12 protein-coding genes are annotated in these 14,586 nt (G+C 68.4%); 9 read left to right on the forward strand and 3 right to left on the reverse strand.

All coding sequences use genetic code 11. The features are described 5' to 3' along the window. The coding region (locus tag RN743_RS08445; RefSeq protein ID WP_310778846.1) for a cation:dicarboxylase symporter family transporter at positions 1-540 on the forward strand (540 nt) is incomplete at its 5' end. A gap of 51 nt (positions 541-591) precedes the next feature. Here the strand turns inward: RN743_RS08445 and RN743_RS08450 are convergent. Next, complete coding sequence (locus tag RN743_RS08450) at positions 592-1,206, reverse strand: TonB-dependent receptor plug domain-containing protein (RefSeq protein WP_310778850.1); 615 nt, start codon at positions 1,204-1,206, stop codon at positions 592-594. A gap of 245 nt (positions 1,207-1,451) precedes the next feature. Here RN743_RS08450 and RN743_RS08455 point away from each other — a divergent pair, with 245 nt between their 5' ends. The 4 genes from RN743_RS08455 to RN743_RS08470 are packed head-to-tail and all read left to right on the forward strand — an operon-like array spanning position 1,452 to position 5,643. Then, positions 1,452-3,119: an amidohydrolase family protein gene (locus RN743_RS08455; RefSeq protein WP_310778853.1), complete on the forward strand. Its 1,668-nt coding sequence runs from the start codon at positions 1,452-1,454 to the stop codon at positions 3,117-3,119. A 16-nt stretch (positions 3,120-3,135) separates the two neighbouring features. After that, positions 3,136-3,690, forward strand: a complete 555-nt coding sequence (gene msrA / locus RN743_RS08460; RefSeq protein WP_310778855.1) for a peptide-methionine (S)-S-oxide reductase MsrA — start codon at positions 3,136-3,138, stop codon at positions 3,688-3,690. Positions 3,691-3,748: 58 nt separating this feature from the next. Next, on the forward strand, positions 3,749-4,402 hold the full coding sequence (locus RN743_RS08465) for a hypothetical protein (protein ID WP_310778859.1): 654 nt from the start codon (positions 3,749-3,751) through the stop codon (positions 4,400-4,402). Beyond that, positions 4,402-5,643: a cytochrome P450 gene (locus RN743_RS08470; protein WP_310778862.1), complete on the forward strand. Its 1,242-nt coding sequence runs from the start codon at positions 4,402-4,404 to the stop codon at positions 5,641-5,643. The genes RN743_RS08465 and RN743_RS08470 overlap by 1 nt, the downstream gene beginning before the upstream one ends. 49 nt (positions 5,644-5,692) lie before the next feature. On the opposite strand, the gene RN743_RS08475 is transcribed toward RN743_RS08470, so the two are convergent. Continuing rightward, positions 5,693-6,805 (reverse strand): serine hydrolase, encoded by a 1,113-nt coding sequence (locus tag RN743_RS08475; RefSeq protein ID WP_310778865.1) that lies wholly within the window; start codon positions 6,803-6,805, stop codon positions 5,693-5,695. Positions 6,806-7,030: 225 nt separating this feature from the next. On the opposite strand from RN743_RS08475, the gene RN743_RS08480 reads away from it, so the two are divergent. Further along, a complete protein-coding gene (locus tag RN743_RS08480; protein ID WP_310778868.1) occupies positions 7,031-9,211 on the forward strand; it encodes a S9 family peptidase in 2,181 nt (726 codons plus the stop codon). On the opposite strand, the gene RN743_RS08485 is transcribed toward RN743_RS08480, so the two are convergent. Further along, positions 9,208-10,221 (reverse strand): polysaccharide deacetylase, encoded by a 1,014-nt coding sequence (locus RN743_RS08485; RefSeq protein WP_310778872.1) that lies wholly within the window; start codon positions 10,219-10,221, stop codon positions 9,208-9,210. The two genes, RN743_RS08480 and RN743_RS08485, sit on opposite strands and share 4 nt — an antisense overlap. 168 nt (positions 10,222-10,389) lie before the next feature. On the opposite strand from RN743_RS08485, the gene pckA reads away from it, so the two are divergent. The 3 genes from pckA to RN743_RS08500 are packed head-to-tail and all read left to right on the forward strand — an operon-like array spanning position 10,390 to position 14,562. Next, on the forward strand, positions 10,390-11,997 hold the full coding sequence (pckA, locus tag RN743_RS08490) for a phosphoenolpyruvate carboxykinase (ATP) (protein WP_310778875.1): 1,608 nt from the start codon (positions 10,390-10,392) through the stop codon (positions 11,995-11,997). 13 nt (positions 11,998-12,010) lie between these two features. After that, positions 12,011-13,654: a hypothetical protein gene (locus RN743_RS08495; protein WP_310778878.1), complete on the forward strand. Its 1,644-nt coding sequence runs from the start codon at positions 12,011-12,013 to the stop codon at positions 13,652-13,654. Between the two features lie 8 nt (positions 13,655-13,662). Then, positions 13,663-14,562, forward strand: coding sequence for a PPK2 family polyphosphate kinase (locus RN743_RS08500; protein WP_310778881.1), 900 nt, complete (start codon positions 13,663-13,665; stop codon positions 14,560-14,562). Positions 14,563-14,586: the final 24 nt, after the last annotated feature.

Genomic DNA, 14,586 nt, shown 5'->3' on the forward strand with positions numbered 1-14,586 from the left:
CTGCTCATCGTGCTGGGCCGCATCAAGCCGCTGGTACACTTCGCGAACCTGCGCGAGCCGCTCCTGACCGCGTTCTCGACGAGTTCGTCGGGCGCGACGCTCCCGGTCACGATCAAGACGCTGCGGGAGAAGGTGGGTGTCTCGAACAAGGTCTCGTCGTTCGTGCTCCCGATGGGCGCCACCGTGAACATGGACGGCACGGCGATCTTCGAGTGCGCCGGCGCCCTCTTCATCGCGCAGGTGCTCGGGGTCGACCTCACCATCGGTCAGCAGGCGATCGTCGTCCTCACGGCGCTTCTCGCCTCGATCGGCGCGGCCGCGGTGCCCTCGGCCGGCGTGGTCGTGATTTTCATCGTCCTCAACGCGATCGGCCTCGGCGACAACCCGGAGGCGATCACGATCGTGGGCGCGATGCTCGCCATCGACCGGCCGCTCGACATGTACCGCACCGCGGTCAACGTGTTCAGCGACTCGTGCGGCGCCGCGATCATCGCCCGCTCCGAAGGGGAGGAAGGGGTAGACACCGAAGTCCGCCACTGACGGTGGGACGGGCCTGACGCGGGGGCCGGGAGACGACCGGCCCCCGCATGGTCACCTCGGTTTCGGCCCGCTCAGAACGGTGGCCTGCGTCCCGCGCTTCGTCTGGATGTCGATCGCGCCGCCCCGGGCGCGCGGCCCGTAGAGCAGGACCGCGGCGCGCCCCTTCACGACCTCCACGTGATCGATGTCCAGGGCCTCGACATCCGATAGTTTGAAGTCATCCGGCTGCTTGACCCCGTCAATGATGATCAGCGGCGGGACCGAGCGACATTCCGTACTGATCGAGGTGGGCCCGCGCAGCACGATCGACTCGGCCTCTCCCGGTGGATCCCCCGGCGGCGCCGACCGGACCGCCGACTCCTTGCCGTCCTCGAGGGGCGGTGTATCCGTCGCCGGTGTGGGGACCTCTTCGGTGAGAGCCGGTTCGGCCTCGAGCGGTTCTGCCGGAGGCTGTTCTACGGGAGTCCGTTCGACGGGGACGGAGAGCCGGGAGGGTTCTTCGACCCCGAAATCCGGCGCGAAAGGCGACTCCGAGCTGTCGCACCCGACGCTCGCCAGAACGCTCGCCAGCAGCATGGCGGTGGCCGCCGAGTTCCCACGTTCGAATCTGCTCTGACCGAACAGCATGATCGCTTCTTCCTGTGCGCCGTTCCTCCGACGTCTCACGTCCTAAACGTCCGGCATTGGCGTGCTGCGACAGTTCGGTGGCCTCCACGGGCCGCTTTTCGGCTTGCGCGCCGCCGATCCGGGATCGAACCGTACGTACTACCATCGCGGCGAAAGAATTGCGATTCCGATCACGGAAACGTTGCAAATCGGATCGCGGTACCGTTGCAATGCCGTGTACGCAGTTGCCGCGGTTCGCGCGGCGGGTGACGATGGCTACGCACCATCGACATGGAGGACGACTCATGAAGAGACCTGGCGGCGTCATTCGAAGCGCTCTGACCGCCATTTCGGCGCTGATCCTTCTGGCCACCGCGGCGGAAGCCCTGCAGCCGATGCAGATGGTCGGGGCTCCCGACCGCGGCCCGGACGAGGGCGAAGGACCGTACGACCGCCTCATCATCCGCGGCGCCACCGTGATCGACGGCACGGGCGCACCGCCCATCGGTCCGATGGACATCGTCATCGAGGGGAACCGGATCGTCGATGTCGTCGGCGTCGGCGTCCCGCAGCGCCCCATCGACGAGGCGCGCCGCCCCGGCCTCACCGTCGAGGGCAATCCCGACGCCGTCGTGCACGAGATCGACGCCACCGGCATGTACGTCCTGCCGGGCTTCGTGGACCTCCACCTGCACACCGGCGGCGTCCCCAAGGCGCCCGAGGCGGAGTACACCTACAAGCTGTGGATGGCGCACGGCATCACGACCGGCCGCGGCGTCGCCTTCGGCCCCCACGACTGGTCGATCCGGGAGAAGGCGCGGAGCGCGGCGAACGAGATCGTGGCGCCGCGCATGTGGGTCTATCCCTTCACGGGCGCGGGCGGAGAGGGATGGAGCGGCCGCCTGATCGACACCCCGGAGGACGCGCGGGACTGGGCCCGGTACGTGAAGGAGTCGGGCGCCGACGGGCTCAAGCTCAACTCGTTCCGCCCGGACATCATGGAGGCGCTGCTGGACGAGGCCGCCCAACTCGGCCTCGGGAGCACGGCCCATCTCGGCCAGATGGGCGTCGCGCAGATGAACGCGCTCGACGCCGCGCGCCTCGGCCTCGGCACCGTCACCCACTTCTACGGGCTGTTCGAGGCGCTGTACAAGGACCACGACGTCCAGCCGTGGCCGCCGGAGATGAACTACAACGACGAGCAGCACCGTTTCGGGCAGGTGCCCATGCAGTGGAACCTCATCCACGAGCCCGGGAGCCCGGAGTGGAACGCCCTCCTCGAGGAGATGCTCGCGCTCGACGTCACCCTCGACCCCACCATGACCGCCTACCAGGCGAGCTGGGACATCGACGACCAGATGTACGCGCCCTGGCACGGGACCTACACGCTGCCGACGCTGTGGGAGTTCTACGAGGCGAACCGCGAGGACCACGGCTCGTACTACTTCGACTGGACGACGTGGGAGGAAGTGGCGTGGCGCGACTTCCTCGAGGTGTGGCACGACCTGCTCAACGACTACAAGAACATGGGCGGCCGCGTCACGGCGAGTTCGGACGCCGGCTACATCTACAACCTCATGGGCTTCTCCACGATCCAGGAGATGGAACTTCTGCAGCACGCCGGGTTCCATCCGCTGGAGGTGATCCGCGCCGCGACCATGCACGCGGCCGAGACGCTGTTCAAGCCGACGGGCCGTCCGATCGAGTTCGGCGTCGTGCGGCGCGGCCTGCTGGCGGACCTCGTGATCGTGGACGAGAACCCGATCCAGAACCTGAAGGTCCTGTACGGCACCGGGGCGCGGCGCCTGAACGACGAGACGGGCGAGGTCGAGACGGTCGGCGGCATCCTGTACACGATCAAGGACGGCATCGTCTACGACGCGAAGCAACTCCTCGCCGACGTAGCCGAGATGGTCGAGCAACAGAAGCGCGCCACGACCACCACCACCGACTACGGAGACTCGGACAGATGAGTGAGAGAAGGGGGAGATGAGCGAGATAAGGGAGACGGCGACGCTGGGCGGGGGGTGCTTCTGGTGCCTCGAAGCCGTGTATCAGCTTCTGGATGGCGTACATCGCGTGAAGTCGGGGTACGCCGGCGGGCATGTCGAGAACCCCACCTACGAGCAGGTGTGCTCGGGCCGCACCGGGCACGCGGAAGTCGTGCTCGTCACCTTCGATCCGGACACGGTCTCGTTCGACGATCTGCTGGATGTCTTTTTCACGATCCACGATCCGACCACGCTGAACCGGCAGGGCGCGGACGTGGGGACGCAGTACCGCTCGGCGATCTTCCACGAGAGCGAAGCACAGAAGGACGCGGCCGAGCGGAAGGTCGCCGAGATCACGGCGGCGGGGATCTGGCCGGACCCGATCGTGACGGAGATTGCCCCACTGGAGACGTTCTACCCGGCGGAGGCGTACCACGACGACTACCTGAATCGGAACCCGACCCAGCCGTACTGCCAGGCGGTCGTCGCGCCGAAGGTGGCGAAGTTCCGCCGCCAGCATCTCCAGCGCCTGAAGCGCGGAGCGGGCGTCTGACGGAGGCCGTTGGGCTGTCCGTGCGGCGCGGGTCCCCGCCGCGGCCGCGGGCTGCCGGGTGACGACGCCGGCGCACGCGGCGCTCAGCCTGATCGTGCTGGGCCGGTCCGAACGCAACGCGCTGCCGGCCGCGCTCGGGGCTGTCGCCCCGGACCTCCCGATGCTCGTCTTCTACCTCTGGGAGCGGCTCGCGCGCGGTGTGTCGGAGGGCCGGATCTGGTCAGAGCGCTACTTCGACCCCGGCTGGCAGGTCGTGTTCGACATCCCGAGTTCGATCCCCCTCCTCGTACTTGCCCTGTGCATCCTCCTCATGCTCATCGGCCGGCGCTCGACCGCCGGGGGCATCCCGACCGCCGGGGCCATCGCGCCCGCCGGAGTGGCCGCCACGCCGCCATCGGCGAGGCTCACCGCATGGGCCCTGTTCGTCGCGAGCATGATCCTCCACGCGCTGGGTGACCTGCCGCTGCACCGGGAGGACGCGCACCGCCACTTCTTCCCGTTCAGCGACTGGCGCTTCACCAGCCCCGTGTCGTACTGGGACCCGGCCCACTACGGAGGATACGCGGCCATCGGCGAAGTGCTCCTCGTGCTGGCCGTCTCCGTCTTCCTCTTCCGGGCCTACCGCGGCCGGGGCCGCTGGATCGTCGCCGGCGTGGCCGGTGTCTACGCGCTCTTCGTCGGTTTCGCCGTACTGGTATGGTCCGGGTTGTGATGAGCGAGCCGCGGGCCGATCGCTTCCCGCTCGGGGCGCGGGTCCGTCTCGCGGATCTCGCGGTCGACCCGTACCCGACCTTCGCCGAACTGCGGGAGGCGGAACCCGTCACCTGGGTCCCGGAGATCGAGCGCTGGTTCCTCACGCGGCGCGACGACATCCTCGCCGTGCTCCGGGACCCCGACCTCTTCACGACGGATGCGCCTTCGACGATCCGCGACATGTTCGGCGTCCACATGATGACGACGGAGGGTCCGACGCAGATCCGCTACAAGCGGAAGTGTCTGCCCCCGTTCCACGCCTCCCGAATGAAGACGGCTTCGCTTCCGCCCCTGGTGGCGGAGGTCGAGCGCCGAGTGGAGGCGATGCGGTCTGCGGCCAGACCGGCTGACGGCGGACGGGCCGGTCGATGGCAGGCCGGGGAGATGCGGACGCGGGTAGCGCGCCCGGTCGCGCTGCATTCCGTGCTGACCGTGCTCGGCATTCCCTTGAGCGAGACGGAGCGCGTGAACGAATGGTACGAACACTTCGCCCGGGCGCTGGCGAACTTCGCGGGCGACCCGGAGTTGCGGGCGGCGGGCAAGGGGGCGGCGGACGCGTTCGGCCGGGCGCTCGCACCGATCCTCGAGGAACTCGAACGGGACCCGGATGGCAGCCTCCTCTCCGACCTCGCGTGCGACCACGTCGACCCGCTCACGGCGGAGGAGATCCGCTCCAACGCGCTCATCATCCTCTTCGGCGGGATCGAGACGACCGAGTCGATGATCGCCAACGCCGTGTGGGCGCTGCTGTCGCATCCCGAACAAGTCCCGGCGGCGCGGGCGGGCGAGGCCGCCCTGGAGCTGGCGATCGAGGAGACGCTGCGCTGGGAGCCCGCGGTGCAGTCGGCCGCCCGCCACGCGACCCGCGACACCGAGATCCGCGGCGTCCGCATCGCGGAGGGAGAGGTGGTCCACTGCATGCTGGGCGCGGCGAACCGGGATCCCGCGCACTTCGAGCACCCCGACCGCTTCGACGCGACCCGCCGGAACGCCGGCGACCACCTGTCGTTCGCGGTGGGTCGCCACTTCTGCCTCGGCGCCCCGCTCGCCCGCCTCGAGACCCGCGTCGTACTCGAAACGCTATGGGCCCGCTGCCCCGGCCTCCGCCTCGACCCGGACCGTCCCGCGGCCCCCTATGGCTACGAGTTCCGCAAGCCCGAGTCCGTGTGGGTGGAATGGACCGGAACGAGTTCCCGCTAGGTCGAACGCGGGACGTTCCCGCGGGAACGTGTTGCGGTGCTCGCGTCCGTCAGCAATCCGCGCCGCAGTGGGCCGCGACGAGTCGGGTGAGGATGCCCATGTAGTCGCTCCACGGCGTCTGAGCGTCGGGCACCGTCTTGTGCGCGACGACCATGCCCACCGAGGGGATGACCGTGATGAACTGGCCGTAGGCGCCCCGGCCGCTGTACGCCCCCTCGAATCCCTCCGGCACCGCGGGGCCGTCCCACACCCACCACATGTACCCGTAGCCGAACTCGCCCCCGCGCAGCCCCTCGGGGTTCATCTCCTCGGATGGCGTGACGATGCCGACGATGCGTTCGGCCCACCCGTCGGGCAGGATCCGCTCGCCATCCCACATCCCGTCCCGCAGCATCACGTATCCGATCCGGGCCATGTCCCGCGTGGAGAGGACCATGTGATAGGCGAGATTCCGGGAGCGCGTGGCGTCGCCCGACTTGCGGTGGATCGACCGGTCCCAGTCCTCGAACCCGAGCGGCAGGGCGAGGTCCGTTTCCAGCGCGTCGTAGATGTTGCGGCCGGTCAGTTGCTCGAAGGCGGCCCCGGCCGCGTTGAAGTCCCAGTTGCTGTACAGGTAGTAGGTGCCGGGTTCCTGCGAGCCGCGGGGCGGCGCGTCCGCGAGGTTGTCCCCCGCGTTCGACGCGGGGTGATAGACGCCGGAGCGCGCGGTGACGAGATCGAGGACGCGGGCGCGCTTCTCGATCGGGAGGAGGCCCTGCACGTCGTCCATACCGAGATCCTCGAGGGTGAGTTCGAGGTCGATGGTTCCGTCCGCCACGTAGTTCCCGTACAGCATGGCGAGGATGCTCTTCCGCACGGAAGCGAGATAGCTCAGCGAATCCACCGGTCCGTGCTCGAACACCACCCGTCCCCCGACCACGGCCATCACCGCCGACGTGTTGATCCCCTCGACGTAGAGATGGACCGCGTCCAGCGCCTCGGCCGAGAACCCGGCCGCCGCCGGATCCGTGATCCGCTCCCACGACGCGCCCGGATAGACAGCCTCCGCCGCACTGTCCGCGACCGGCGCCGGAGCGCACCCGAACCCCGTTGCGAGGGCCAGAACCAGCGCCGCCAACGCGACGCATCCTTTGACGCGGTCCTCATGTCGCACGATCATCATGTCCCGATTTCAGTACTGGAGAACTGGAAGAGAGAACAGTGAAACGCGCCCAGCACCGCCGCCAGTGGCGCGGCAAGGAGTCCGACAAGGACTACGAGACCGCGATGAAGCGCCTTCTTGCTCGCAAGCCCCGGAAGATCGAGTGGCCGGGCGGAAAGCGCCCAACGCGCGAAGAGCTATACGACCGCGGGCGATCAGCATTCGAGTGAAGCGAAGGAGTCGTCGATGCCGCGAGCGAAGGCAGCATGCCATGACCGTTTTTCCCTCATCGCGGCGCTGCTCGCCGTGAGCGTTCAGGCCGCCGGCTGCACCGGGGAGGGTGCCGATCCCGCCTCCGAATCCCCGGCCGATGCCGGGGTCGCGCCCCCCGTCGCACGCGTGATCCCGGAACAACTGGAGACGCACGGGCACACACGAGTCGACAACTACTACTGGCTCAACCAGCGCGAAAATCCCGAGGTCATCGCGTACCTCGAGGCGGAGAACGGCTACACCGACGCGCTGATGGCGCACACCGAGGATCTCCAGGCGGAGTTGTTCGAGGAGATCAAGGGCCGGATCCAGCAGACCGACCTCTCCGTGCCGGTACGACGGGGCGACTTCTTCTACTACAGTCGCACCGAAGAAGGGCGGGACTACCCGATCCATGCCCGGAAGCGCGGGTCGCTGGACGCGGACGAGGAGGTCATCCTCGACGTCAACCCGCTCGCCGAGGGCCACGACTTCTACTCCGCCTTCCCCACGGTCAGCTCCGACGGGAACCTGATGGCGTGGGCCGAGGACACCCGCGGGCGCCGCATCTACACCATCCGGATCCGGAACCTCGACACCGGAGAGGACTACCCGGAGGCGATCGAGGGCGCTTCCGGCAACATGGTGTGGGCCGAGGACAACCGGACGCTCTTCTATACGCGCCGGGATCCCGGCACGCTGCGTTCGTACCAGGTCTACCGGCACCGCGTCGGCGCCGACCCCGCGGACGACGTGCTCGTGTACCAGGAGGACGACGAGGAGTTCAGCAGCGGCATTCGCAAGACGAAGTCGAAGCAGTACCTCGTCATCTCCTCCTCCCACACCCTGGCGGACGAGCACCGCTTCCTGGACGCGGCGAACCCCGAGGGCGAGTTCACCCTCTTCCTTCCGCGCGAGCGCGGGCACGAGCACCGCTTCGACCACTTCGGGGACCACTTCTACATCCGGACGAACCTCGACGGGGCCGAGAACTTCAAGCTCATGCGGACCCCCGTCGACCGGACGGCGACGGACAACTGGGAGACGGTCATCCCGCACCGGGGCGACGTCTTCCTGCAGGGGTTCGAGTTGTTCCGGAACTACCTCGTCCTCTCGGAGCGCGCGGGAGGGCTCACCCGCCTGCGCGTCCGCGCGTGGGAGGGAGACGAGCACCAGATCGCGTTCGACGAGCCGGCCTACCTGGCCTCGCTGTCGGCCAACCCCGAACTGGACACGGACATCCTTCGCTACGGGTACACGTCGCTCTCCGCGCCGCGCTCCGTCTACGACTACGACATGTCCACCCGCGAGCGCACGCTGCTCAAGGAGGACGAAGTGCTCGGCGGCTACGACCGCGCGGACTACGTGGTGGAACGGCTGCACGCCCCCGCCCGCGACGGCGCCGTGGAAGTGCCGGTGTCCGTCGTCTACCGGCGGGGTCTCGAGAAGGACGGCGACAACCCCCTCCTCCTCTACGCCTACGGCTCCTACGGGGCGAGCATGGAGCCCACCTTCTCCTCCACCCGTCTCAGCCTCCTCGACCGCGGGTTCGTCTACGCGATCGCCCATATCCGCGGCGGACAGGAACTGGGCCGGGCGTGGTACGAGGACGGGAAGATGTTCAACAAGAAGAACACCTTCACCGACTACGTGGACGTGGCGGATTACCTCGTGGCGGAAGGCTACACGAGCCCCGAGATGCTCTTCGCCCGGGGCGGGAGCGCCGGGGGCCTGCTCATGGGGGCGGTGGTGAACATGCGGCCGGATTTGTTCCGGGGCGTGGTCGCGCACGTGCCGTTCGTCGATGTCGTGACGACGATGCTCGACGAGTCGATCCCGCTCACGACCTTCGAATGGGATGAGTGGGGCAACCCGGCGGACCTCGAATCGTACCGCTACATGCTCTCCTACTCGCCCTACGACCAGGTAGAGGCGAAGGACTACCCGAACCTGCTCGTCACGACGGGACTCCACGACTCGCAGGTGCAGTACTGGGAGCCGGCGAAGTGGGTGGCGAAGCTGCGCGCGACGAAGACGGACGAGAACCGTCTGCTCCTCAAGACGCACATGGACGCCGGCCACGGCGGCGGCTCGGGCCGGGACCGGGCCTACGAGGAACTCGCCTTCGAGTTCGCCTTCATCCTCGACCTGCTCGAAGAGACCGCCCCGCGCTAGGGCATGGCGGCCTGGGCGCGGACCCACTCGACGGCTTCGCGGTGGGTACCGAACCAGACGCCCGGCTTCGAGCGCATGTGCTCGATGAGTTCGCGCAGGATCACGATCCGTGAGCGGTGGCCGATGTAGTGCGGGTGCATGGTGAGGAGGAACATCGTCCCTTCCTCCCAGGCCACGTCGAACTCGTCCTTGTACACCTCCAGCACCTCGCGCGGGTTGGAGTAGCGGTCGCCGAGGGGGTTGAAGAGCGGTGCGTCGTCCAGGATCCAGTCCACGGGGAGTTCGACGAGTCCCGTGGGCTCGCCGTTCTGGTTGATCTCGTAGGGACGGTCGTCCGCCATGAGCGAGGAGTCGTACAGGAAGTCCATCTCCAGCAGGAGGTCGAGCGTCGAGTCGCTGAAGTTCCACGACGGCGCGCGGTAGCCGACCGGGCGTTCGCCCGTGAGTTCCGTCAGGCGATCGATGGCCATGCGCAGCAGGCGCTCCTCCTCATCGCGCGGGAGCGTGGCGTTGCGCTCGTGGATCCAGCCGTGGACGCCGATCTCGTGGCGGCCCGACGCCTGGATCATGTCGACCTGGTGCGGCGCCAGGCTGAAGCTGAGGGCGGGCCCGAAGAACGAGGCGGCGATCCCGTACTCGTCGAGCAGGTCGATGATGCGGCCGAGGGCGACGCGCGAGCCGTATTCTCCCTGCGAGAGGCCGCCCACGTTGGTGTCGCCGTTCCGCAGCCAGACCGTCTCGTTGTCGACGTCGAACGAGAGCAGCACGGCCACCCGGCCACCGTCCGGCCACGAATCGGGGTTGAGGTCGCGCCCGGCGCGCACCCGGTTGACGGCCTCGAACACGCGCGCCTCGGACCAGCGCCACGGCGGGTCGTCCGCCTCCTGGACTGCGTGGGCCGTGGCTGGAAGCGCTACAGCCGCCGCCGCCGGAATCGCCACCGCCGCCGTCGCGCCGCAAAGGACGGCTGCGAGTCCGCGAGAGATCGAAGATCGTGTCGGGCCGGTCATGAGGGTTCCCCCGTTTCAGTAGTCATCTCAAGTCCGAAGGCTTATTTTAACAGATTGCTCGTGAATCGGACGGTCGGCGCCGATTCCGTTCGGCGCTGAGATCTGTCCCCGATTCGTGGGCTCGTCGCCGTGGTGTCGGCCCTCCCCTGATTATGGCGACGATGACACATGACGACTACGACGGCCGAGATCGGCACCATGGACCTCAGCGCGCACGGGATCACCGTCACCCGCATAAAACGTAATCCCCCCGTGGGGGACATCTACGCCGACGCCTTGAGCGGACGCGAACCCGGCGCGGTCCAGGCGGCGAACGGAGCCCTCGTGGCGTTCTCCGGCGCCAAGACCGGTCGTTCGCCGAACGACAAGCACGTGGTGAGCGATCCGGAGACCGAGCGGGACGTCTGGTGGGGTCCGGTCAACTTCCTCCTCGAGCGCGAGAGCTTCCGCCGGAATCGTGAACGCGCCCGGGCTTTCCTGAACGCGCAGGATCTCCTCTACGTGATCGACGGCTTCGCGGGCTGGGACCCGGAGTACCGCCTCAACGTCCGGATCATCTGCAACCGCCCGTATCACGCCCTCTTCATGCACAACATGCTCATCCGCCCCACGCCCGCGGAGCTGGCGGAGTTCGGCGAGCCCGATTTCGTCGTCTACAACGCGGGCCAGGAGGCGGCGGACCCGTCGGTGGAGGGCGTCACCTCGCCGACGAGCGTCGATCTCTCCTTCGCGGACAACGAGGCCTGCATCCTCGGGACCGAGTACGCGGGGGAGATGAAGAAGGGCGTGTTCACGATCATGAACTACCTCATGCCGAAGCGGGACGTGCTCTCGATGCACTGCTCGGCGACGACCGACCCGGCGACCGGGGCTTCGTCGCTCCTCTTCGGCCTCTCGGGGACGGGGAAGACGACGCTCTCGGCGGACCCGAACCGGCGGCTCATCGGCGACGACGAGCACTGCTGGACCGATTCGGGGATCTTCAACATCGAGGGCGGCTGCTACGCGAAGACGATCGACCTCTCCGAGGAGAAGGAGCCCGACATCTACCGGGCGCTGCGCTACGGCGCGGTGCTGGAGAACGTCGTGCTGCGGGACGATGGAAGCGTGGACTGGTCGGATTCGTCGATCACGCAGAACACGCGCGGAAGCTACCCGATCGAGTTCATCGACAACGCGCAGGTGCCGTGCGTGGCGGGCCACCCGACGGACGTGATCTTCCTGACGGCGGACGCGTTCGGCGTGCTGCCGCCGGTGAGCCGGTTGACGCCCGAGCAGGCCATGTACCACTTCATCAGCGGGTATACGGCGAAGGTCGCGGGCACGGAGGTCGGCGTGACCGACCCGGTGGCGACGTTCTCGCCCTGCTTCGGGGGTCCGTTCCTGGTGTGGCACCCGGCGAAGTACGCGCGCCTGCTCGCGGACCGGATGGACGAGCACGGCGTGAAGGTGTGGCTCGTGAACACGGGCTGGAGCGGCGGGCCGTTCGGCATCGGCGCGCGCATCGATCTGCCGCACACGCGCCGGATGGTGGACGCGATCCACGCGGGCGAACTCGGCAACGCGCCGACGGAGCCGGACGCGGTGTTCGGGGTCCACGTCGTGACGGAGGTGCCGGGCGTGCCCGGCGAGATCCTGCGGCCGCGCGCGACGTGGCCGGATCCCGCGGCGTACGATGAGAAGGCCGCGCACCTGGCTCGGCTCTTCAGGGAGAACTTCAGGGAATACGAGGACGACTGTCCGCCGGAGGTGTGTGCGGCGGGCCCCGTGATCTAGAGGAGGAAGCCCGATGCGGCGACGCAATCTGATGTTGGCGGTGGGTCTGGCGGCGATGGTGGCCGGGTGTACGAGCGGACAGCGCGACGCGCCTCGGATGGCGGGCGCCGCCATGGGGGGCATGGGCGCCGCGGCCGCGGCGGGCAACGGCGACGGGAACTCGACTCCGCTGTACGGAAATCTGGGGCCGCACAACCGGCCGATCACCACGCAGTCGGAGAAGGCGCAGGCCTACTTCGACGAGGGTTTGCTCTTCATGTACGCCTTCGGCACCTCGATCGCCGAGGAGTCGTTCCGCGCCTCGCAGGCGGAGGACCCGGAGTGCGCCTCGTGCTACTGGGGCGAGGCGTGGTCGCTGGCGCCGTACCTGAACGGCGGCATGTCCCCCGGCAACGAACGCTCGGCCCACGCCGCCATGCAGAAGGCGCAGGAGCACAAGGCGAGCGCGACCGAGGTCGAGCGGGCGCTGATCGACGCCTTCGCCGTGCGCTTCGAGGCCGACCCGGAGCGCTCCCGGCGCCGCATGCTCGACACGCTGTACGCGCGCGAGATGGACAAGGTCGCGGCGCGCTACCCCGATGACCTGGATGTGCTCACGCTGCAGGCCGAGGCCTGGATGCTGCTGCGCCCCCGGCGCGGGGATGTGGATCTCGAGGCGAAGGACGTGAAGAAGATCCGCCCCATCCTCGAGACCGTCCTGGCGCGGGACATCCGCCACCCCGGCGCCTGCCACCTCTACATCCACCTCGTGGAGGCCTCCGAGGATCCCGGCCTCGCCGAGGCGTGCTCGGACCACCTCGGAGACCAGATCGCGGTGAGCCACATCCACCACATGCCGACGCACATCTACATGAACATCGGCCGCTGGGGCGACGCGGTGCGCGGCAACCAGCAGGCGTGGCACGCGGACCAGAAGGCCGCGCACGGCGGCCCTCCCGGCGTCTATCCCTCGCACAACCTGCACATGCTGCTCAACGCCGCCGTGATGGACGGCCAGAGCGCCGTCGCGATTCAGGCGGCGAAGGATCTTTCCGGGCATCGCGGCCCGTGGGGAGCCTACATCCCGCTCACCTACGCCGCGTTCGGCCGCTGGAGCGAGATCCTGGCGGGTGACGGGCCGACGTCGGACGAGCCCATGGAACTCGTCGCGTGGAGCTTCTCGCGCGGCCTGGCCTACCTGCGGATGGGGCATGTCGACGTCGCGCAGGACCACTTGGATGAGATCGACAAAGCGCTCGAGGACGCCGATCCCTCCGCCACCTTCCGCTACAGCCCGCTCGCGGACGTCGTCGCGCTGCCGCGCTCGATCCTCGCCGGAGAGATCCTGAACGCGCAGGAGAAGGCGGACGAGGCCGTCGCGGAGCTGAAGCGCGGGATCGAGAAGGAGGACGGACTCATCTACTCCGAGCCGCGGGCGTGGCACATGCCCGTCCGCCATACGCTCGGCGCGATCCTGCTCGAAAACGACCGGGCGGCCGAGGCGGAGCAGGTGTACCGCGACGCGCTCGAGGATCTGCCCCATCAGGGCTGGGCGTACTTCGGGCTCATGCAGGCGCTCCATGCGCAGAAGAAGACGGCCCAGGCGCAGGAGGCGCGGCGGGAGTTCGACCGCTACTGGGTCCGCGCCGACACCTGGCTGCGCTCGTCGCGATTCTGAGGTCCGGCGTGCCGGGCCACGGTCCGATGATCGACTTCTCGCCGCCCGAGAGTCCGTATCGGGTCAGCTACGATGGCGACTTCGACATCTCCCGGGCGGTGACGGCGCCACCGCCCGACGCGCCCCCCGTGCGCGAGATGAGAAAGGAACTGAAGCGCACGGTGCGCGAGATCTCGCGGCTCCAGCGGCGTCTCCACGCGTACCGTCACCACGCGCTGCTGCTGATCTTCCAGGCGATGGACGCGGCCGGGAAGGACTCGACGCTGCGGGCCGTGATGACGGGCGTGAACCCCGCCGGCTTCCGGATCAACGCCTTCGAGGCGCCCTCCAACGAGGAAGCCCGGCACGACTTCCTGTGGCGCACGAACCGCCGGCTGCCGGAGAAGGGCCGCATCGGGATCTTCAACCGGAGCTACTACGAGGAAGTCCTCATCGTGCGGGTCCATCCCGAGTTCCTCGACCGGCAGAAGCTCCCGCGGAAGCTGCCGATCATGGAGCGGTGCCGGGAGCGCTACGAGTCGATCCGCGATCACGAGTTGCACCAGGCGCGGAACGGGACCGTGATCATGAAGTTCTGGCTCAACATCTCGAAGGAAGAGCAGGCCCGCCGCTTCCTGCGCCGCATCGACCGTCCCGACAAGAACTGGAAGTTCAGCCGCGCCGACATCGAGGAACGGCAGCACTGGGACGACTACATGGCCGCCTACGAGGACGCGATCAACGCGACCGCCCGCCCGTGGGCGCCGTGGTACGCGATCCCCGCCGACTCGAAGCCCTGGATGCGCCTCCTCGTCGCCCGGCTGGTGCGCGACCAGCTCGCCACCCTCGACCTCACCCACCCCGCGCTCCCCGACGACGAACGCGCCGAACTCCAGGAATACCGCACCCACCTCACCGCCGAACTCTAATCGTGGTTCGCACTTACAGCCGCA

It is taken from the genome of Candidatus Palauibacter scopulicola, from assembly GCF_947581915.1.
Classification (GTDB): domain Bacteria; phylum Gemmatimonadota; class Gemmatimonadetes; order Palauibacterales; family Palauibacteraceae; genus Palauibacter; species Palauibacter scopulicola.

Excerpts from the sequence above, each read along its gene's own strand:
- msrA (WP_310778855.1), top strand. The coding sequence starts at position 3,136 with ATGAGCGAGATAAGGGAGACGGCGACGCTGGGCGGGGGGTGCTTCTGG.
- RN743_RS08495 (WP_310778878.1), top strand. The coding sequence starts at position 12,011 with ATGCGGCGACGCAATCTGATGTTGGCGGTGGGTCTGGCGGCGATGGTG.
- RN743_RS08455 (WP_310778853.1), top strand. The coding sequence starts at position 1,452 with ATGAAGAGACCTGGCGGCGTCATTCGAAGCGCTCTGACCGCCATTTCG.
- RN743_RS08475 (WP_310778865.1), bottom strand. The coding sequence starts at position 6,805 with ATGATGATCGTGCGACATGAGGACCGCGTCAAAGGATGCGTCGCGTTG.
- pckA (WP_310778875.1), top strand. The coding sequence starts at position 10,390 with ATGACGACTACGACGGCCGAGATCGGCACCATGGACCTCAGCGCGCAC.
- RN743_RS08480 (WP_310778868.1), top strand. The coding sequence starts at position 7,031 with ATGCCGCGAGCGAAGGCAGCATGCCATGACCGTTTTTCCCTCATCGCG.
- RN743_RS08470 (WP_310778862.1), top strand. The coding sequence starts at position 4,402 with ATGAGCGAGCCGCGGGCCGATCGCTTCCCGCTCGGGGCGCGGGTCCGT.
- RN743_RS08485 (WP_310778872.1), bottom strand. The coding sequence starts at position 10,221 with ATGACCGGCCCGACACGATCTTCGATCTCTCGCGGACTCGCAGCCGTC.